General features: G+C 67.7%; 19 protein-coding genes and 1 pseudogene. 12 read left to right on the forward strand and 8 right to left on the reverse strand.

Annotated elements, in window-relative coordinates; translation table 11 throughout:
• The first annotated feature begins 31 nt into the window (after positions 1-31).
• Positions 32-1,033 (forward strand): glutathione S-transferase family protein, encoded by a 1,002-nt coding sequence (locus tag HBE64_RS03370; protein WP_167097765.1) that lies wholly within the window; start codon positions 32-34, stop codon positions 1,031-1,033.
• On the opposite strand, the gene HBE64_RS03375 is transcribed toward HBE64_RS03370, so the two are convergent.
• Both HBE64_RS03375 and HBE64_RS03380 read right to left on the reverse strand, forming a co-directional pair.
• Entirely contained in the window at positions 1,030-1,521 is a 492-nt protein-coding gene (locus tag HBE64_RS03375; protein ID WP_167097767.1) for a DUF2771 domain-containing protein, read from the reverse strand. The genes HBE64_RS03370 and HBE64_RS03375 overlap by 4 nt on opposite strands.
• Positions 1,518-3,122: an MFS transporter gene (locus HBE64_RS03380; protein WP_243841603.1), complete on the reverse strand. Its 1,605-nt coding sequence runs from the start codon at positions 3,120-3,122 to the stop codon at positions 1,518-1,520. The genes HBE64_RS03375 and HBE64_RS03380 overlap by 4 nt, the downstream gene beginning before the upstream one ends.
• Before the next feature lie 172 nt (positions 3,123-3,294).
• Between HBE64_RS03380 and HBE64_RS03385 the strand changes: the two genes are divergently transcribed.
• On the forward strand, positions 3,295-4,248 hold the full coding sequence (locus HBE64_RS03385) for a DUF3027 domain-containing protein (protein ID WP_371744166.1): 954 nt from the start codon (positions 3,295-3,297) through the stop codon (positions 4,246-4,248).
• On the opposite strand, the gene HBE64_RS03390 is transcribed toward HBE64_RS03385, so the two are convergent.
• Complete coding sequence (locus tag HBE64_RS03390) at positions 4,245-4,697, reverse strand: SRPBCC family protein (RefSeq protein ID WP_167097773.1); 453 nt, start codon at positions 4,695-4,697, stop codon at positions 4,245-4,247. The genes HBE64_RS03385 and HBE64_RS03390 overlap by 4 nt on opposite strands.
• Before the next feature lie 34 nt (positions 4,698-4,731).
• Complete coding sequence (locus HBE64_RS03395) at positions 4,732-5,022, reverse strand: DUF2530 domain-containing protein (protein ID WP_167097775.1); 291 nt, start codon at positions 5,020-5,022, stop codon at positions 4,732-4,734.
• A gap of 97 nt (positions 5,023-5,119) precedes the next feature.
• Here HBE64_RS03395 and HBE64_RS03400 point away from each other — a divergent pair, with 97 nt between their 5' ends.
• The 3 genes from HBE64_RS03400 to HBE64_RS03410 are packed head-to-tail and all read left to right on the forward strand — an operon-like array spanning position 5,120 to position 6,686.
• Positions 5,120-5,551 (forward strand): MarR family winged helix-turn-helix transcriptional regulator, encoded by a 432-nt coding sequence (locus HBE64_RS03400; RefSeq protein ID WP_167097777.1) that lies wholly within the window; start codon positions 5,120-5,122, stop codon positions 5,549-5,551.
• A complete protein-coding gene (locus HBE64_RS03405; RefSeq protein WP_167097779.1) occupies positions 5,548-6,384 on the forward strand; it encodes an RNA methyltransferase in 837 nt (278 codons plus the stop codon). The genes HBE64_RS03400 and HBE64_RS03405 overlap by 4 nt, the downstream gene beginning before the upstream one ends.
• Before the next feature lie 32 nt (positions 6,385-6,416).
• Positions 6,417-6,686: a DUF2537 domain-containing protein gene (locus tag HBE64_RS03410; RefSeq protein ID WP_167097781.1), complete on the forward strand. Its 270-nt coding sequence runs from the start codon at positions 6,417-6,419 to the stop codon at positions 6,684-6,686.
• A gap of 6 nt (positions 6,687-6,692) precedes the next feature.
• On the opposite strand, the gene sepH is transcribed toward HBE64_RS03410, so the two are convergent.
• Positions 6,693-7,469 (reverse strand): septation protein SepH, encoded by a 777-nt coding sequence (gene sepH / locus HBE64_RS03415; protein ID WP_167097783.1) that lies wholly within the window; start codon positions 7,467-7,469, stop codon positions 6,693-6,695.
• Between the two features lie 77 nt (positions 7,470-7,546).
• A complete protein-coding gene (gene serC / locus HBE64_RS03420; RefSeq protein WP_167097785.1) occupies positions 7,547-8,668 on the reverse strand; it encodes a phosphoserine transaminase in 1,122 nt (373 codons plus the stop codon).
• 140 nt (positions 8,669-8,808) lie between these two features.
• On the opposite strand from serC, the gene HBE64_RS03425 reads away from it, so the two are divergent.
• Both HBE64_RS03425 and HBE64_RS03430 read left to right on the forward strand, forming a co-directional pair.
• Entirely contained in the window at positions 8,809-9,825 is a 1,017-nt protein-coding gene (locus HBE64_RS03425) for a diiron oxygenase (protein ID WP_167097787.1), read from the forward strand.
• Between the two features lie 19 nt (positions 9,826-9,844).
• Positions 9,845-11,527 carry an FAD-dependent oxidoreductase gene (locus tag HBE64_RS03430; RefSeq protein ID WP_167097789.1) on the forward strand — a complete coding sequence of 561 codons (1,683 nt, stop codon included), beginning with the start codon at positions 9,845-9,847 and terminating at the stop codon, positions 11,525-11,527.
• Here the strand turns inward: HBE64_RS03430 and HBE64_RS24950 are convergent.
• Positions 11,504-11,629, reverse strand: a pseudogene (locus tag HBE64_RS24950) (VOC family protein); the annotation flags it as partial. The gene HBE64_RS03430 and the pseudogene HBE64_RS24950 overlap by 24 nt on opposite strands.
• A 180-nt stretch (positions 11,630-11,809) precedes the next feature.
• Here HBE64_RS24950 and HBE64_RS03440 point away from each other — a divergent pair.
• Entirely contained in the window at positions 11,810-13,147 is a 1,338-nt protein-coding gene (locus HBE64_RS03440) for an MFS transporter (protein ID WP_167097791.1), read from the forward strand.
• Positions 13,148-13,159: 12 nt separating this feature from the next.
• Here HBE64_RS03440 and HBE64_RS03445 read toward each other — a convergent pair whose 3' ends face one another.
• Positions 13,160-14,284: a citrate synthase 2 gene (locus HBE64_RS03445; protein WP_167097793.1), complete on the reverse strand. Its 1,125-nt coding sequence runs from the start codon at positions 14,282-14,284 to the stop codon at positions 13,160-13,162.
• 116 nt (positions 14,285-14,400) lie between these two features.
• Between HBE64_RS03445 and pdxH the strand changes: the two genes are divergently transcribed.
• From pdxH to HBE64_RS03465, 4 genes are all read left to right on the forward strand, one after another.
• Complete coding sequence (gene pdxH / locus HBE64_RS03450; protein WP_167108581.1) at positions 14,401-15,027, forward strand: pyridoxamine 5'-phosphate oxidase; 627 nt, start codon at positions 14,401-14,403, stop codon at positions 15,025-15,027.
• Positions 15,028-15,047: 20 nt separating this feature from the next.
• Entirely contained in the window at positions 15,048-16,346 is a 1,299-nt protein-coding gene (locus HBE64_RS03455) for an MFS transporter (RefSeq protein ID WP_167097795.1), read from the forward strand.
• A 115-nt stretch (positions 16,347-16,461) separates the two neighbouring features.
• The gene (locus HBE64_RS03460; protein ID WP_243841482.1) at positions 16,462-17,145 is read left to right on the forward strand and encodes a TetR family transcriptional regulator; all 684 of its coding nucleotides are present in this window, start codon (positions 16,462-16,464) and stop codon (positions 17,143-17,145) included.
• A 63-nt stretch (positions 17,146-17,208) separates the two neighbouring features.
• Positions 17,209-18,504: a citrate synthase gene (locus HBE64_RS03465; RefSeq protein ID WP_167097797.1), complete on the forward strand. Its 1,296-nt coding sequence runs from the start codon at positions 17,209-17,211 to the stop codon at positions 18,502-18,504.
• Positions 18,505-18,523: the final 19 nt, after the last annotated feature.

Below are 18,523 nucleotides of genomic sequence, written 5' to 3' on the forward strand. Positions count from 1 at the left end.
ACCGACGTCCGCTCTGGGTAACACTGGTCGGGTGACCTATGTGGCCGGCGGCGGCGAATTCACGCGCGATACCAACTACATCACCACGCGGATCACCGCGGACGGGTCCGACGGTTATCCCGTGGAGGCGGGCCGGTACCGGCTGATCGTCGCCCGCGCCTGCCCGTGGGCCAATCGGACGATCATCGTGCGCCGTCTGCTGGGCCTGGAGGATGCGCTCTCGATCGGCTTCTGCGGGCCGACCCACGATGAGCGCAGCTGGACGTTCGACCTCGATCCCGCCGGGGTGGATCCGGTGCTGAAGATCCCGCGGCTGCAGGACGCGTACTTCGCCCGCGACCCGCAGTATCCGAAGGGCATCACGGTGCCGGCGATCGTCGAGGTCTCGACCGGCAAGGTCGTCACCAACGACTTCGCGCAGATGACGCTGGACTTCTCCACCCAGTGGACCGCCCACCACCGCACCGGCGCTCCGCAGCTGTATCCCGAACCGCTGCGCGACGAGATCGACGAGGTGGCCCGGCGTATCTACACCGAGGTCAACAACGGCGTCTACCGCTGCGGTTTCGCCGGCTCACAAGATGCCTACGACAAGGCCTATGACCGGTTGTTCACCGCACTCGACTGGCTCTCCGAGCGGCTGGCCGACCGGCGATACCTGGTGGGCGACACCATCACCGAGGCCGACGTGCGACTGTTCACCACCCTGGCCCGCTTCGACCCGGTCTATCACGGCCACTTCAAATGCAACCGCGCCAAGCTTGCCGAGATGCCGGTGTTGTGGGCCTATGCCCGTGACCTGTTCCAGACTCCGGGCTTCGGCGACACGACCGACTTCGAACAGATCAAGCAGCACTACTACATCGTGCACGCCGACATCAATCCCACCCGGATCGTGCCGAAAGGTCCCGAGCTGTCGAACTGGCTGACGCCGCACGGACGAGAAGCATTGGGCGGCAGACCTTTCGGCGACGGCACGCCGCCGGGGCCGACCCGCGACGGCGAACGGGTTCCCGACCAGTTCGCGGGCTAGCTCCACACCAGGCGCACTGACCATTCCGCGTGCGGCACGTCACGGAGCTGACCCTGTGGGTCGGTCACCAGGGTGAGTAACTGCACCACGATTCCGGTCAGTTTGCCGCGTTGCGGGTCCACCGTCGGAATGGTCACGGCCAGAGTGGAATTGGGGCGAAAGACGGTGGTGGTCGAGTTGTTCTCGTCCTCGTAGACCTTGAGCAGCCGCCACGGTGCCCGCCCGATCGTGGTGGGCACCGACAGCTGAACGGGATAGCGCTCGCCGACGGCCAGTTCACCCTGGGTCTTCGGGTTCTGGCAGTCGTTGAGGTTCCTCACATTGCAGTACACGTAGGGCCCGACACGTACCGAGTGCTGGTGCGAGTAGGCGCTGACCTGTGGCAGCGTGTCGTTGGTGTCACGGGTGAGCAGCCACGCGCCGATACCCGCACCGGCCGACGCCAAAACCACCGCGACGACGAGAACCCAACGAAGCCAACGTCTCACAGGTTCGTCACCGCCGACTTACCTTCCTGCTCGGCCAGCACCGGGCGGTTACCGCCGAAGCCCGGTATCAGAGAGGCCCCTCGATTGCTGACTATCGTCTGGGCCAGCCCGAGGATCAGCAACGCACTGATCGCGGTGAACCCTACCCATAGTTCGGTGTACACCAGCACGCCGAGTGCCCCACCCATCACCCACGCCAGCTGAAGCACCGACTCGGACCGGCCGAACGCCGAGGCGCGCGACTCCTCGGGCAGGTCGTCCTGCAACGAGGCATCAAGGGAGGCCTTGGCGATCGCACTGGAGCCCGAGGTGACCAGTGTGGCGACCGCCGCGACGATCAGGCTGCCGGTCACCGCGGCGGCAAGCGCCATCACAGTGACCGCGATCGAGGCGCGCACCACCAGAAGCGCGGGCCGTCCCAGCCGCAGACGTGCCGCGGCGAAGTTGCCCGCGAAGTTACCGATGCCCGCCGCGGCCCCGATCGTGCCCAGGATGCCCAGCTGCACCCACCCGCTGGCCTGGTGGGCCTTGGCTACGAAAGCGGGATACAGAAACAGGAACCCGACCATCGCCTTGATCGTGCAGTTGCCCCACAGCGAGGTGATGATGTTGCGGCCCAACGGCTGTCGAGGTGAGTTGATGGGCGCGGTCACGGCGTCACCGGACCATCCGCCCAGCGGTCCGCTGCGGCCGTGGTAAGTCAGTGTGGTGGGGACCTCACCCTCGGTCACTTCCACCCAGCGCGGAATGCGCATCGACAGTGAAGCGCCGGCGAGGGTGACGAACACGACGACGAACAACGCACCCGGTAACCCGAACAGCGTCGTGAAGATGTACTCGACGCCGGCAGCGATACCGCCGCCTACGATGGTGCCGCCGATCAAGCCGAACACGGTCAGCCGCGAATTGACCCGAACCAGGTCGATGCTCGGCGGCATCACCCGTGGCGTCACGGCGCTGCGCAGCACGCTGAATGACTTGGACAGCACCATCATTCCCAGCGCGCAGGGATAGAGGACCCAGGACGGGTAGCTGCCGGAGGCGCCGTCGTAGTTCATGATCAGCACGATCGCGAGCACGGTGCGCAGCATGAACGACATGGCCAGCGCGGCGCGCCGGCCGTGCTGGACCCGGTCGAGCGCCGGGCCGATCAGCGGAGCGATCACCGCGAACGGGGCGATCGTGATGAGCAGGTACAGGGCCACCTTGCTCTTGCTCTCACCTGAGGCGGCGGCGAAGAACAACGTATTGGCCAGCGCCACCGCCATCGCCGAGTCGACGGCGAAGTTCGCCATCACGGGCCACGTCAGTGCGGTCAGGCCGGACTTGTCCGCGCCATCGGCGGTGGCCGCCCGGTGGACCATCGAGTACATCCGCTCGCCCATCTCGCGGCTGCGCATGGCGGCCGCGCGGGTGACGGTGATGCGCTCGCCGGCGCCGTCACCGACGCCCCTTGAGCGCGGTGGTATCTCCGAGCCGCCGCCGTGGCCACGTTCGGAGTCCAGCGGCGGCAGGTAGCGGTTGGCGCTCGGCGGCGGATCCGGGCGGCGCCGCGAGGGGGTGCCGTAGTCGGCTCCCTCATCGCTGGGGTAGTTGGCCATGCCCGGATGCTCGCCGGTTCCGCCGGCCGGATAACGGCGCGCCGAACCGGACACCGGTTCCGCGCTCGGGTGGTCGCGCCGCCTTCCAGACACGTCACGATTCTCCCCCATCCAGCGTTGGTGGGACGCAGACGCGACCGGTGTGGCTACCCGCAGGAGTCGTGAGGCAAGATTGGTGTCGATGGACAGCCAGATCGACTCCGCCGAATCCGCGGCTCCGGTGTATCGGGGTGAGCCGTCCGACGCGGTCGCCGCCGTGCTCGACGGCGCCGTGGACCTGGCTCGTCAGGCGATTGTGGAGTTCAGTGGCGACACGGTCGGGGAGTACCTGGGCGTCGCCTACGAGGACGAGACGGCCGCCACGCACCGATTCCTGGCGAACATGCCGGGCTATCAGGGGTGGCAGTGGGCGGTGGTGGTGGCGGCCTATCCGGGCGCCGATCACGCCACGGTCAGTGAAGTCGTGCTGGTCCCCGGGCCGACCGCGCTGCTCGCACCGGCCTGGGTGCCGTGGGAGAACCGGGTCAGGCCGGGCGACTTGAGCCCCGGTGACCTGCTTGCGCCGCCGGTCAACGACCCGAGGCTGGCGCCGGGCTACACCGCGACCGGTGATCCGCTGGTTGACGACACCGCCCTGGAGATCGGCTTCGGCCGGCGCCAGGTCCTCAGTGCCTTCGGCAGGGACCTGGCCGCCCAGCGCTGGCATGACGGCGACTACGGGCCCGACGCCCCGATGGCACGCTCGACCAAGCGCTCCTGCCGCGACTGCGGTTTCATGATTCGGCTCGACGGCGCGCTCGGCGTCATGTTCGGGGTGTGCTGCAACGAGCTGGCCGCCGACGGCCACGTCGTCGACTTCGAGTACGGCTGCGGCGCGCATTCCGATACCCCGCCTCCGCCCGGCACCGGGTCACCGATCTACGACCCGTTCGACGACGGCGTCCTCGACGTCGTCGAACGGCCAGCGGAGGCGCCCGCCGCTGACATCGTGATCGAGACTGTCGATGCAGTCGACGAGCCGGAGCCAGCCTCCGACGTGACGGTCGACGAGCCGGCGGAACCGGCTGGCGAGGACGAGCCCGCCGAGCAGGTCGACGAGCCCCAGCAGGCCGATCCCGCCGACTAACTTTCGGCGGCCGCCTTGATGCGGGCCAGCGAGGTGTTCATCCCGGCCACGAGTTCCTTCTCGAAGCCCGGCACCCCACCCAGGACGGCATTGACGGTCATCGTCGAGATCGCCTTGACGCCGTTCTCGGCGTGCCGGGTCTCCACCACCTTGGTGCCGGTGGCGGTGGGCTCGAGCTCATAGCTCCACACGGTGTTGTTGGCGTTGACCCGGAAGGCGAGTTTGCGCTCGGGGATCACCTCGGTGATGGTCGACGTCGTCGGCCAGAACAGGTTGTGGCGCCGGTTGAGGTTCAGCGTGCGGGTACCGGGTCGCAGCGGACCGAGTGCCCTCATCACCCGGCACTGCGGGCTCCACTTGGGCATGTTGCCCAGGTCCGAGATCAGGGTCCACACCTTGTTCACCGGCGCGTTGATCTCGATCTCCGCTTGCAACAGTGGCGCTGCCATGGTTTCTCCTTGCTGTCACGCGATGGTTGTCGGGCTAGGGTCGGCGCGGTTCGATACCCGTCTGCGCCCCGCGGGCACCGCGGCGGGCGGCCGCGCGCTGCCAGAGGAAGATCGAGGTGCCCACGACGGCGACACCGAGACCGGCGACGGTGATCGGTCGCCACGTCTGCAGGGCCGGAACCACGAACGCGGCGATGGTCGCCAGCGCCCACAGGATCGCTCCGGTGACGATGACGGGCCAGGGGTCGAGCAGGGCCGGCGGGAGTGCCGGCGGCTGCGGGTCGGCCACCGGCCCGGGGTTCGGCTCGCGCGGATCGGAAGGCATTGCGGTCCAAACTAACCGATGCGATGGCCGGTAGGGTGCGCAGATCGATAGTTGCAGGTTGAGAGGTTTCGGGGTTGTTGTGTCGTATGTTTGCGATGTGAAGGATGGGGATCTGCTGCTCGCCGGTGATCTGTCCCTGGCTGTCGTCCGCCTGGCTCGGCAACTCCGCTTCCGGCGGGTCGAGTCGACGGTCACGCTGTCACAGCTGTCCGCGTTGACCACCCTGGCCAAGGAAGGCGCGATGACACCCGGTGCGCTCGCCTCGCGGGAGCGGGTCCGGCCACCGTCGATGACCCGGATCATCGGGTCGCTGACCGAACTCGGTCTGGTCGAGCGCTCCGCCCACCCGGCCGACGGGCGCCAGGTCCTGGTGGCCGTCTCGCCGACCGGTGCGGGTCTGGTCGACAGCGAACGCCGGGCCAGTCAGGAGTGGCTGAGTAAGCGGTTGGCCACCCTGGCTGCCGAAGACCGCGACACCCTGCTGCGTGCGGCGGATCTGATGACCACGCTCGTCGACGAAGACGCGTGAGCGACAAGGGTTTCGGCGCGCTCGACGTCATCGACATCACCGATCCCGCCGACCCGAGGGTCGACGACTTCCGCGACCTCAACAGCATCGACCGCAGACCCGATCTGCCCACCGGTAAGGGCCTGGTGATCGCCGAAGGCGTGCTGGTCGTTCAGCGCATGCTGGCGTCGCGCTTCCGCCCGCACGCGTTCCTGGGCACCGAGCGCCGCCTCACCGAACTGGGGGACGATCTGGCCGGTGTGGGTATCCCGTACTACCGGGCCAGTGCCGAGGTGATGGCCGAGGTGGTCGGATTTCACCTCAACCGCGGTGTCCTGGGGGCCGCCCGGCGGGCACCTGAGCTGACAGTCGGCGATGTCGTCGACGGGGCTCGCACGGTGGCCGTCCTGGAAGGCGTCAACGACCACGAGAACCTCGGCTCGATCTTCCGCAATGCGGCCGGGCTCGGTGTCGACTCGGTCATCTTCGGCACCGGTTGTGCCGATCCGCTCTACCGCCGCGCCGTGCGGGTGTCGATGGGCCATGCCCTGCGGGTTCCCTTCGCAAAGGCGCAGCATTGGCCCGCCGACCTCAATGCCCTACGGCAGCAAGGCTTTCGGATGCTGGCCATGACGCCCAACCCGCAGGCGCAGACGTTGGCGCACGCGATGGACGAGCTGGCGGGGGAGAAGGTCGCGGTGCTCGTCGGCGCCGAAGGGCCCGGGCTGACCGAGACTGCGATGCGGGCCAGTGATGTGCGGGTACGCATCCCGATGTCGCGGGGCACCGACTCGCTCAATGTGGCCACGGCCGCCGCGCTGGCGTTCTACGAACGGGTCAGGTCGGCCGGATAGGATTCTGCCGACTCGGGCAGAGGAGGCCAGCCATGACCGAAGAGTCGACCCCGTGGGGCACCGGGCTGACGGTCGCGGCGTTCGTCGCAGCGATCGTGGGCGCGGCGATCGTCGTCCTCAGCCTCGGGATGGTCCGGGTGCACCCGGCGGTGGCCGTCGCGCTCAACCTGATCGCGGTCGGCGGACTGGCACCCACGTTGTGGGGCTGGCGTCAGATACCGGTGCGACGGTGGTTCGTGCTGGGTGCTGCCGTGGGTGTCGCGGCCGGGTGGATCACCCTGCTCGGGCTCCTCGCGCGTTAGCGCGGGTCAGCGCTGGCCGCTGGAGCGCACTCCGAGCAGAACGTCCTCCCAGGCGGGAACGGTCGGCTTGGCCTTCGTCCGCTTGGCGCGAACCGGCGGGACCGGCGGTGAAGGCTCGGTCTCGACAGGGGCCTGCGCCGGTTCCGGCTCCTCCTCGAATTCCACGAGGGCGACCGGGGCGACGGGCCGCAGCGTGCGCTCGAAGCCAGGGTCGATCAGTTCGCTGGCCGCGTCGTCGACCGCGGTGACGGTGCCGCCGTGCGCACCGGGGGAGAACCGAAAGTGCGCCACGTTGTCCGAGAGACCGGCCTGCCACGCCATCTGCACGGTCCAGCGGCCGTCGTCGTTGCGCCAGGCATCCCAGGTGGTGGCTTCGGAGCTCAGGCCGCGGCCCGCGAGGGACGCGCTGATGGCTTCCAGCAGCGTCACGACCGCCGGACCGTCGGCCAGCATCGGGTGGGCGGCGGTGGCCAGTTCGGCGGCGCGCTGGCGTTCCAGCAGGACGGGATGGGCGAAGCGCTCGATCTTGCTGACGTCCATGCCGGATGCTTCGGCCAGTTGCTCGACGGATGCACCTGCTCGGATGCGGGCCTGAATATCTCTGGGACGCAACACGCCTTTGACCTCGATGTCCCTCAGGGTCTGACCCAACGACCGGTCGCCGCGCACGGCGGCACGCAGCCTGTCATCGACTGGCAGGAGAAACTTGTCGGACGGGTCGCGACCTTCACAGATGATGGCTTTGCCGTCGACATCGAGTCCGATCACCTTGAGCTCACGCATGCCGACCTCCTTCGTCCGGACTCTAACTCGGCGCGCCGAAAATAACGGTTAGGACACGCTGGAGTTACGGCCCCGGGTCAGAGCCGCTCGACCACCCAGTCGACGCACTGGGTCAGCGCGCTGACGTCATCGGGTTCGATGGCGGGGAACATCGCGATCCTGAGCTGGTTGCGGCCCAGCTTGCGGTACGGCTCGGTGTCCACGATCCCGTTGGCCCGCAGGATCTTGGCGACGGCCGCCGCGTCGACGTCGTCGGAGAAGTCGATGGTGCCCACCACCTGGCTGCGCAGCGCCGGGTCCGCGACGAACGGGGTCGCATACGACGACGCCTCGGCCCAGGAGTAGAGCCTGCTCGAGGAGTCGGCGGTGCGCTTGACCGCCCAGTCCAGGCCGCCGTTGCCGTTCATCCAGTCGAGCTGCTCGGCCATCAGCACCAGCGTGCCGATCGCCGGGGTGTTGTACGTCTGGTTCTTCAGGCTGTTGTCGACCGCGATCGGCAGCGACAGGAAGTCGGGTACCCAGCGCCCGGAGGCGGCGATGGCCTCGATGCGGGCCAGCGCGGCCGGTGACAGCAGGGCCAGCCACAGCCCACCGTCGCTGGCGAAGTTCTTCTGCGGCGCGAAGTAGTAGGCGTCGACCTCGCTGACGTCGACCGGCAAGCCACCTGCTCCGGAGGTGGCGTCGATGAGAAGCAGGGCATCGCCGGAACCAGCGGGGCGTTTGACACCCAGGGCGACCCCGGTCGAGGTTTCGTTGTGCGCCCAGGCGATCGCGTCGACCGACGGGTCGGACGTCGGCTCCGGCGCACTGCCCGCGTCGGCCTTGATCACGATGGGGTCCCCGACGAACGGGTTGGCGGCCACCGCAGAGGCGAACTTGGCCGAGAACTCGCCGAACGTCAGGTGCAGCGACTTCTTGTCGATGAGGCCGAACGCGGCGGCATCCCAGAACGCGGTCGCACCGCCGTTGCCCAGGATCACCTCGTAGCCGTCGGGCAGGGAGAACAGCTCACGCAGCCCGTCGCGAACCCGGCCGACCAGGTTCTTCACCGGCGCCTGTCGGTGCGAGGTTCCGAACAAACCGGCGGCGGTGGTGGTCAGTGCCTGCAGTTGTTCGGGACGTACCTTCGACGGTCCGCACCCGAAGCGGCCGTCGGCAGGTTTGAGGTCGGCGGGGATCGTCAGCGCTGCATCAGCCATACCTCAAGCCTAGAAGTCGGCGCGCCACTCCCGAAATCCAGCCGTTCGGCATAGCTGAAAACGGGTATGGACACTTAGGTGATACCTGCGGTACCGTTTGGACATCACCCGCCCCAATGTAAACCTCTGAGGAGGATGTCATGGCGAGAACCAAGATCGTGCGACGCTGGCGCCGCAACATGGACGTGCTGGACGACACCGTCTACGTCGAGAAGCTGGCTACTCTCTCCGAGGGCTCGGTGCGCAGGAACTTCAATCCCTACACCGATATCGACTGGGATTCACCCGAGTTCGCCGTCGTGCCCAACGACGAGCGCTGGATTCTGCCGGCAAGCGACCCGATCGGACGGCATCCCTGGTACCAGTCGCAGACCAAGCAGCGCCAGATCGAGATCGGCATGTGGCGGCAGTCCAACGTCGCCAAGGTCGGTCTTCACTTCGAGTCCATCCTGATCCGGGGCTTGATGGAGTACGCCTTCTGGACGCCCAACGGCTCACCGGAATACCGGTACTGCCTGCACGAGGCGGTCGAAGAGTGCAACCACACGATGATGTTCCAGGAGATGGTGAACCGCATTGGTGCCGACGTGCCCGGCATGCCGCGGCTGTTGAAGTGGCTTCAGCCGGGTATTCCGCTGGTGGCCGGACCGCTGCCCATCCCGTTCTGGTTCGGAATCCTGGCCGGCGAGGAGCCGATCGACCACACGCAGAAAAACGTTCTGCGCGAAGGCAAGACGTTGCACCCGATCATGGAACGGGTGATGGCGATCCACGTCGCCGAGGAGGCCCGGCACATCTCGTTCGCCCACGAGTACCTGCGCAAGCGGGTGCCCCACCTGCCGCGGCGCAAGCGGTTCTGGCTGTCGCTCTACGTGCCTGTGGTGATGCGGGTGCTGTGCTCGGCGATCATCGTCCCGCCGAGGGCGTTCTGGAAGGAGTTCGACATCCCGCGCTCGGTGCGCAAGGAGATCTTCTTCTCCTCACCCGAGTCGCGACAGATGTTGCGCGACATGTTCGGTGACGTCCGCATGCTCGCCACCGACACCGGGCTGATGAACCCGTTGGCGAAGCTGATGTGGCGGATCTGCCGGATCGACGGTCAGCCCACTCGGTTCCGCAGCGAGCCGGCCCGCCAGCACGTGGTCACCGCCGCGTAGGCCGAAGGACTCACGCACTGTGCCCCATGTGATCACCCAGTCGTGTTGCAGCGACGGGTCCTGTGTCTACGCATGCCCGGTGAACTGCATCCATCCCAGCCCTGACGAGCCGGGTTTCGCCACCGCCGAGATGCTCTACATCGATCCGGTGGCGTGTGTGGACTGCGGGGCGTGCGTCAGCGCGTGCCCGGTCGGCGCGATCGTGCCCGACCGGAACCTGGCGGCCGCGCAACTCCCGTTCGTCGAACTCAATGCCTCGTTCTATCCGGAGCGCCCTGCCGGTGTGAAGCTGCCGCCGACGTCCAAGCTCGCACCGGTGTTGCCGGCGCCGCAGCTACACCGCGGAGGGGACCTCACGGTCGCCATCGTCGGGTCGGGACCGGCAGGCATGTACGCCGCCGACGAGCTGCTGACGCAGAAGGGCGTCCGGGTCAATGTCTTCGACAAACTGCCCACCCCGTTCGGCTTGGTCCGTGCCGGTGTCGCCCCGGATCACCAGAGCACCAAGGGTGTGACGCGGCTCTTCGACCGGATCAGCAGCCATCCCCGCTTCACGTTCTTCCTCAATGTCGAAGTGGGTAAGCATCTTTCGCATGCCGAACTCCTCGAGCATCACCATGCGGTGCTCTATGCCGTCGGTGCGCCCGACGACCGCAGGCTCGACATCCCGGGCATGGGCCTGTCCGGTACCGGCACCGCGACCGAGACGGTGGCCTGGGTCAACGGTCATCCCGATTTCGCCGCACTGGACGTCGAGCTGGGCCACGAGCAGGTGGTGATCGTCGGCAACGGCAACGTCGCCCTCGACGTGGCCCGGATTCTGACCGCCGACCCCGACGACCTGGCGCGCACCGACATCTCGGGTGCGGCGCTGCAGGCGTTGCGTGCCTCGGCGATACGGGAGGTCGTCATCGCCGCCCGGCGCGATCCCGCCGACTCCGCCTTCACCCTGCCCGAGCTGATCGGGCTGACATCGGTCGCCGACGTCGTGCTCGACGCCGAGGACCGCGACCTCGTGCGGCGCGACCTCGCCGCGGTCGAGGATGCACTCACCACGGCGAAGCTGGAGATCCTGGCCAAGCTGCCGGTGGCCTCGGCCACTGCCGCGCGGCCGCGAATCCGGTTGGCCTACCGGTTGACTCCGCACCGCATCGTGGGCAGCGATCGCGTGACGGGAATCGAGTTCCGCCGCACCGGAACCGAGGACACCGCCCACCTCGACGCCGGCCTGGTGCTCACATCGATCGGTTATCGCGGCAAGCCCGTCCCCGGGCTTCCGTTCGACGACGCTGCGGCGGTGGTGCCCAACGACGGCGGCCGGGTCGTCGACCCGGAATCCGGACGCCCGTTGCCCGGCTCGTACGTCGCCGGCTGGATCAAGCGGGGACCCACTGGGTTCATCGGAACCAACAAGTCCTGCGCCATGCAGACCGTGTCGCGACTCGTCGACGACTTCAACGCCGGGCTTCTCACCGATCCGGTCGGGCGGCCCGGTGCGGTGGAGCGTCTGGTCCGCGCCCGGCGCCCCGGCGTCATCGACGCGGCGGGCTGGCAGGCGATCGACGCCGCCGAGATCCGCCGCGGCGAGGCGGAGGGCAGGCCGCGCGCGAAGTTCACCGCGGTGGCCGACATGGTCGCCGCGGCCGCTGCTGCCCCGGGACCGTCGGTGACCGCTCGGCTACTGGCCGGCCTGCGGCGCTGAGACCGGCTGCCCCAGCGACCACTGGTGCCCGAACGGATCGCGGGCCATGCCGTACCGATTGCCCCAGAACTGGTCCTCGGGCGGCATCACCACGGCCCCGTCGATGTGTGGCGCGGCGACGCTGCGGATTGAACATCGATCGTCATGGGGATCCTCCTGTCGGTTAGGAGCGGCCGGGGGCGTCATCGGGGAGGCATCGCGGGCGGGCGAATTTCATCGCTCACCCGCGGTACACAGCCCACACTGGAGTACGGTTCGGGGCTTGACACAGGGAGGTCGACGATGACCACCACGACAGTGGTGCGGTCGAGCGCCGCCGAGACCCGGCGGGCGATCTGGAACACGATCCGGGGGTCGTCGGGCAACCTCGTCGAGTGGTACGACGTCTACGTCTACACCGTCTTCGCAACGTATTTCGAGGGCCAGTTCTTCGACGAGTCCGAGAAGAACTCGACGGTCTACGTGTACGCGATATTCGCGATCACCTTCGTGATGCGGCCCGTCGGGGCGTGGTTCTTCGGCCGGTTCGCCGACCGGCGGGGCCGGCGTGCGGCACTGACGGTGAGCGTGTCGCTGATGGCGCTGTGCTCGCTGGTGATTGCGCTGGTGCCGTCGCAGGCGCGGATCGGAATGGCGGCGCCGATCATCCTGATCGTGGCCCGGCTGGTTCAGGGTTTCGCGACCGGCGGTGAATACGGCACATCGGCGACGTACATGTCGGAAGCGGCGACCCGGGAGCGGCGCGGGTTCTTCTCGTCGTTCCAGTACGTGACGCTGGTCGGTGGGCACGTGCTGGCGCAGTTCACGCTGCTGATCCTGCAGTCGGTTCTCACTGATGAGCAGTTGCATGAATTCGGTTGGCGCATCGCGTTTGCCGTGGGCGGTGTGGCGGCGGTAGTGGTGTTCTGGCTACGCCGCACGATGGACGAGTCGCTGTCCCCGGAGGTCATCGAGGCCGCCAAGGCGGGAAAGGACCCTGCGGCGGGTTCGATGCGGGCGCTGTTCACCCACTATTGGCGGCCACTGCTGCTGTGCTTCCTGATCACGCTGGGCGGGACGGTGGCTTTCTACACCTACAGCGTCAACGCGCCTGCGATCGTCAAGACCGCCTACAAGGGCGAGGGCATGACGGCGACATGGATCAACCTGAGCGGGCTGATCTTGTTGATGGTGCTGCAGCCGGTGGGCGGGCTCATCAGCGACCGGATCGGACGCAAGCCGATGCTGGTGTTCTTCGGTGTCGGCGGCGTGGTGTGGACGTATGTGCTGATCACATTTCTGCCCCAAACCCGTTCGCCGCTGACTTCTTTCGCGCTGGTCGCGGTGAGCTATGTGATCCTGACGGGATACACGTCGATCAACGCGCTGGTGAAGTCGGAGTTGTTTCCGGCGCAGGTGCGCGCACTCGGGGTGGGGGTCGGCTATGCGCTGGCGAACTCGATCTTCGGTGGGACGGCGCCGCTGATCTACCAGGCGGCCAAGGCGCAGGGCCAGGTGCCGCTGTTCATCGGCTATGTGACGGTCTGCATCGCCGTGTCGCTGGTGATCTACATCTTCTGCCTGCGCAACAAGGCTGATACGTATCTGGATCGAGAACGGGGCTCGGCGTTCGGGTCGTGAGCGCTGCGCCGGCTAGCTGGGCGTGTGGGAAATCTGGTCCCAGCCCTCGACCGATTCCGCTGCGCGCGGTGCCGGGCCGATGTAGATCGCCGACGGCCGCACCAGTTTGCCCAGTGTCTTCTGCTCGAGGATGTGGGCGCACCAGCCGGCGGTGCGGCCACAGGTGAACATCGCCGGCATCATCTTGGCGGGCACCTTGGCGAAGTCCAGGATCACCGCAGCCCAGAACTCGACGTTGGTCTCGATCGCCCGATCCGGGCGACGCTCCCGCAGCTCGGCCAGGGCGGCCTGCTCCAGGGCTGCGGCCACCTCGTAGCGGGGGGCGGCCAACCGTTTGGCGGTGGCCCGCAGCACCCGCGCCCGTGGGTCCTCGGCCCGGTACACCCGGTGACCGAAGCCCATCAGCTTCTCTTTGCTGTCGAGGATGTTCTTGACCACGGTCCGGGCGTCTCCGGTGCGCTCAACCTCCTCGATCATGGGGATCACCCGGGCGGGCGCGCCGCCGTGCAGCGGTCCACTCATCGCACCGATCGCTCCCGAGAGCGCGGCGGCGACGTCGGCTCCGGTGGAGGCGATCACCCGCGCGGTGAACGTGGAGGCGTTCATCCCGTGCTCGGCCGCCGACACCCAGTAGGCGTCGATCGCGGCGATGTGCCGCGGGTCCGGCTCGCCCTGCCAGCGGGTCATGAATCGTTCTGTGACGGTGGAGCATTCGTCGATGACGCGTTGCGGCACGGCCGGCTGGTAGATGCCGCGTGCCGACTGGGCGACGTAGGACAGGGCCATCACCGAGGCCCGCGCCAGGTGCTGCCGGGCCGTCTCGCCGTCGATGTCCAGCAGCGGCCGGTAGCCCCAGATCGGCGCCAGCATGGCCAGACCGGCCTGCACGTCGACCCGGACGTCGCCGGTGTGAATGGGCAGCGGGAAGGGTTCGGCCGGCGGCAGGCCGTCGCCGAATCGGCCGTCGACGAGCAGCCCCCAGACGTCGCCGAAGGTCACGCCGTTGTGCACCAGATCCTCGATGTCGACGCCGCGATACCGCAGCGCGCCCCCGTCCTTGTCGGGTTCGGCGATCTCGGTGGTGAACGCCACCACGCCTTCCAGGCCGGGTGCGAAGTCTTCCGGTACCAGCGTCATAGGTGGATTGTTCCACTCGGGCACAGGCCTGTCGCTACCGGCCGGTAACTATCTGCCCGCCGCCGGCGGCGTACCGTATGAGCGTGGAATTTCCAGCGGGTGATCGCCTGGCGGCGATGCGGGTGGAGTACGGGTCGGTCGAGAAGGACGGCAGCACCGACCTCGACGTCGACTGGCTGGCCGACGGCTGGCTTGCGTTGTTGCACAGGTGGATTGCCGATGCGGAAGCGGCCGGGGTAGCCGAACCCAACGCGATGGTGCTGGCCACCGTCGAGGGCGGCAGGCCGGTCAGCCGGACGGTGCTGTGCAAGAGCGTGGACGAGACCGGCATCACCTTCTACACCAACTACGACTCCGCCAAGGGCGCCGACCTGGCCGCCACACCCTATGCGTCGGTGACGTTCCCCTGGTACGCGCTGGGCCGCCAGGTTCACATCCGCGGCTCGGTCACCAAGGTCAGTGCGGAGGAGACCGCCGAGTACTGGTCCAAACGTCCCCGTGGCTCCCAACTCGGCGCGTGGGCTTCGGCGCAGTCGCGGCCGATCGGGTCGCGCTCCGAACTGCTCGACCAGCTGGCCGAGGTGACCGCGCGCTTCGCCGCTGACGAGCAGGTGCCGGTGCCCCCGCACTGGGGCGGCTACCGCATCGCGCCGGAGGTCGTCGAGTTCTGGCAGGGCCGGGAGAACCGGATCCACAACCGAATTCGGGTAACCGGCAACGTGGTCGAGCGGCTGCAGCCCTAGCCGTGCGGCGGCGCGATCCGATGTCGCCGGACCGGCGGCTCCAGTTCTTCGCCGACACCACACCGCTTCGAACGCCGGACTTCCGCCGGTTGTGGCTGGCCGGCATCGTCACGGTGATCGGGGGCAACCTCACGATCTTCGCGGTGCCCGTGCAGCTCTACGTCCTGACGCAGAACTCCGCGTACGTGGGACTGTCGGGTCTGTTCGCGCTCGTGCCGTTGATCGTGTTCGGTCTGCTCGGCGGGGCCTGGGCCGACGCGATGGATCGCCGGCTGCTCCTGATCATCGCCTCGTGCGGCCTGGCGGTGGCCTCGGTCCTGCTGTGGTTGCAGGCCGAGCTGCAGTGCAACAACGTCTGGCTGGTGCTCGTCCTGCTGTCGGTGCAGCAGGCGTTCTTCGCGATCAACTCGCCGACCCGCGGCGCAGCGATACCCCGCATGCTTCCGATCGATCAGCTGCCCGCGGCCAACTCGCTGAACATGACGGTGCAGCAGTTCGGGGCGATCGTCGGTCCGCTGCTCGCCGGCCTGCTGCTGCGCTGGGTCGACCTGTCGACGCTGTATCTGATCGACGCGATCACCTGCCTGCTGCCGATCTGGGTGACGTTCCGGCTCGCGCCCATGCCGGCAACAGGGGCGGCCGACTCCGACGGGACCTCCCGCTGGGGCATCGGCGCGGTGCTCGAGGGATTTCGCTACCTGGCCGGAAACCGGGTGGTGCTGATGTCGTTCGTCGTCGACCTGATCGCGATGATCTTCGGAATGCCGCGGGCGTTGTTCCCGCAGATGGCGCACGAGAGCTTCGGTGGGCCGGTCGCGGGCGGCACCACGATGGCTCTGCTGGCTGCCGCGATGTCGTTCGGTGCCGTCGCCGGCGGGGTGTTCTCCGGCTGGTTCCCGCGGGTTCGCCGACAGGGACTGGCGGTGATCGTCGCGATCGTCGTCTGGGGTGTGGCGATGGCCGGGTTCGGGGTGGCCGGCGGGCTGGCTGGCGGGCATGGCGGTCTTGTGATGTGGATTGCGTTGGTGTTCTTGGCAATTGGTGGGGCAGCTGACATGGTGTCAGCAGCTTTCCGGTCGACCATCCTGCAAGAGGTGGCATCCGACGACCTGCGGGGCCGGCTGCAGGGGGTGTTCCTCGTGGTGGTCGCGGGCGGCCCCCGGCTGGCCGACACGGTGCACGGTGCGGCGGCCGCCGCGGTGGGCACGACGATCGCCGCGGCCGGTGGGGGAGGGCTCGTCGTGGTCGGTGTGCTGCTCGCCTCGGCGGCGGTTCCGGCCTTCGTGCGCTATCGCGTCGGGCCGGCGCAAGCCCGCTAGCCGGGCCGTGTGGCGGTGCCATCAATACGGTGATATTGCCGCCATCGGCGATAGTCGCGGCATACCCTCGACCAGCTGACTTAAGGGACGCTGTGAGGCGAGGGGCTGGTCGGACGTGGCCGGTGAGATGAACAACGGCGCTTCTGGGTTACGGGAACGCAAGAAGCAACGCACGCGCGCCACGCTGATCGACGTGGCGGCGAAGTTGTGCGTCGAACAGGGCTACGACAACACCACCGTCGACCAGATCGCCGCAGCCGCCGACGTCTCGGCCCGAACCTTCAGCCGCTACTTTCCGACCAAGGAAGCGGTCGTCGTCGCCGTCATCGCCGACGTCGCCGACGGGGTGGCCGCCACGCTGGCCCATCAACCCCTGGACATCACCGAACACGAGGCCCTCATGCGGGCCAGTGTCGAGACGTTCCGCGGCCGCCAAGGCCGCGAACCCGACCCCGTCGTGTTCGACCGGATGACCTTGTTGCTCAAGATCCTCGGCACGGCGCCGGCGATCGGCCTGTCGGCCTTCTCCTATCGGCCCGACGGACCTCAGCATCCGGTGTTCGCCGCCGTCGCGCGTCGCATGGGTGTGGCGGTCACCGACCCGGCGTTGCGGATCCTCTTCGACACCTGGGCGGTGCTCATGGGTGTCGCCTGCGCGGGCCTCGGTGCACCTGGTGCACCGCCGATCGAGCCGGGCGTTCTGTGCGAGCGAATCGAGTCGACATATGCCTTGTTCGCGCGGTTGTGGACCCCATGGCACACCCCGGGCCAGCCCCCCGCGGGCGAGTCGGCACAATAGCGACTACCTTCACCTAAGTACGGACAGCCTTAGCAGGCGTCGAAGAGCGCAGAAGGGGTTCTTGTGGCCGCAACCGACGACACCGCCACCCTGAAGTACCCGGGGGGCGAGCTCGACCTGGACATCGTCCACGCGACGGAGGGGTCCGACGGAATCGCACTGGGGTCGCTGCTGTCCAAGACCGGGTACACCACCTTCGACTCGGGCTTCGTGAACACCGCGTCGACCAAGAGCGCCATCACCTACATCGACGGTGACGCCGGGATTCTGCGCTACCGCGGCTACCCCATCGAGCAGCTGGCCGAGAAGTCGACCTTCATCGAGGTGAGCTACCTGCTCATCTACGGCGAGCTCCCCAGCACTGAACAGCTCGAGGCGTTCACCACCCAGATTCAGCGCCACACGCTGCTGCACGAAGACCTCAAGCGGTTCTTCGACGGCTTCCCGCGCAACGCCCACCCGATGCCGGTGCTCTCCAGCGCCGTCAACGCGCTGTCGGCCTATTACCAGGACTCGCTGGACCCGCTGGACAACAAGCAGGTCGAGTTGTCCACCATCCGGCTGCTGGCCAAGCTGCCCACCATCGCCGCCTACGCCTACAAGAAGTCCGTCGGCCAGCCGTTCCTGTACCCGGACAACACCTTGACCCTCGTCGAGAACTTCCTGCGCATGACGTTCGGCCTGCCCGCCGAGCCCTACGAGGTGGACCCCGAGATCGTCCGGGCGCTGGACATGCTGCTGATCCTGCACGCCGACCACGAGCAGAACTGCTCGACGTCGACGGTGCGGCTGGTCGGCTCGTCCCAGGCCAACCTGTTCACGTCGATCTCCGGCGGGATCAATGCGCTGTGGGGTCCGCTGCACGGCGGCGCCAACCAGGCCGTGCTGGAGATGCTGGAGAAGATCCGCACCGGCGAAGACGACGTGCAGACGTTCGTCAAGAAGGTCAAGAACAAGGAAGACGGCGTGAAGCTGATGGGCTTCGGGCACCGCGTCTACAAGAACTACGATCCGCGCGCCCGCATCGTCAAGGAGCAGGCCGACAAGATCCTGGGCAAGCTCGGCGGCGACGACGAGCTGCTCGACATCGCCAAGCAACTCGAAGAGATCGCGCTCACCGACGACTTCTTCATCGAACGCAAGCTCTACCCGAACGTCGACTACTACACCGGCGTGATCTACCGGGCGATGGGCTTCCCGACCCGGATGTTCACCGTGCTGTTCGCCCTGGGCCGGCTGCCCGGCTGGATCGCGCACTGGCGCGAGATGCACGACGAGGGCAACAGCAAGATCGGCCGTCCGCGGCAGATCTACACCGGCTACACCGAACGCGACTACGTCACCATCAACGGCCGCTGATCTTTCTCGCCCAACCCGA

It is taken from the genome of Mycobacterium sp. DL592 (genome assembly GCF_011694515.1).
GTDB lineage: Bacteria > Actinomycetota > Actinomycetes > Mycobacteriales > Mycobacteriaceae > Mycobacterium.

Coding starts and splice junctions, on each gene's coding strand:
- HBE64_RS03380 (WP_243841603.1), bottom strand. CDS start 3,122: ATGGCCAACTACCCCAGCGATGAGGGAGCCGACTACGGCACCCCCTCG.
- HBE64_RS03390 (WP_167097773.1), bottom strand. CDS start 4,697: ATGGCAGCGCCACTGTTGCAAGCGGAGATCGAGATCAACGCGCCGGTG.
- HBE64_RS03395 (WP_167097775.1), bottom strand. CDS start 5,022: ATGCCTTCCGATCCGCGCGAGCCGAACCCCGGGCCGGTGGCCGACCCG.
- HBE64_RS03410 (WP_167097781.1), top strand. CDS start 6,417: ATGACCGAAGAGTCGACCCCGTGGGGCACCGGGCTGACGGTCGCGGCG.
- sepH (WP_167097783.1), bottom strand. CDS start 7,469: ATGCGTGAGCTCAAGGTGATCGGACTCGATGTCGACGGCAAAGCCATC.
- serC (WP_167097785.1), bottom strand. CDS start 8,668: ATGGCTGATGCAGCGCTGACGATCCCCGCCGACCTCAAACCTGCCGAC.
- HBE64_RS03425 (WP_167097787.1), top strand. CDS start 8,809: ATGGCGAGAACCAAGATCGTGCGACGCTGGCGCCGCAACATGGACGTG.
- HBE64_RS03440 (WP_167097791.1), top strand. CDS start 11,810: ATGACCACCACGACAGTGGTGCGGTCGAGCGCCGCCGAGACCCGGCGG.
- HBE64_RS03445 (WP_167097793.1), bottom strand. CDS start 14,284: ATGACGCTGGTACCGGAAGACTTCGCACCCGGCCTGGAAGGCGTGGTG.
- pdxH (WP_167108581.1), top strand. CDS start 14,401: ATGCGGGTGGAGTACGGGTCGGTCGAGAAGGACGGCAGCACCGACCTC.
- HBE64_RS03455 (WP_167097795.1), top strand. CDS start 15,048: ATGTCGCCGGACCGGCGGCTCCAGTTCTTCGCCGACACCACACCGCTT.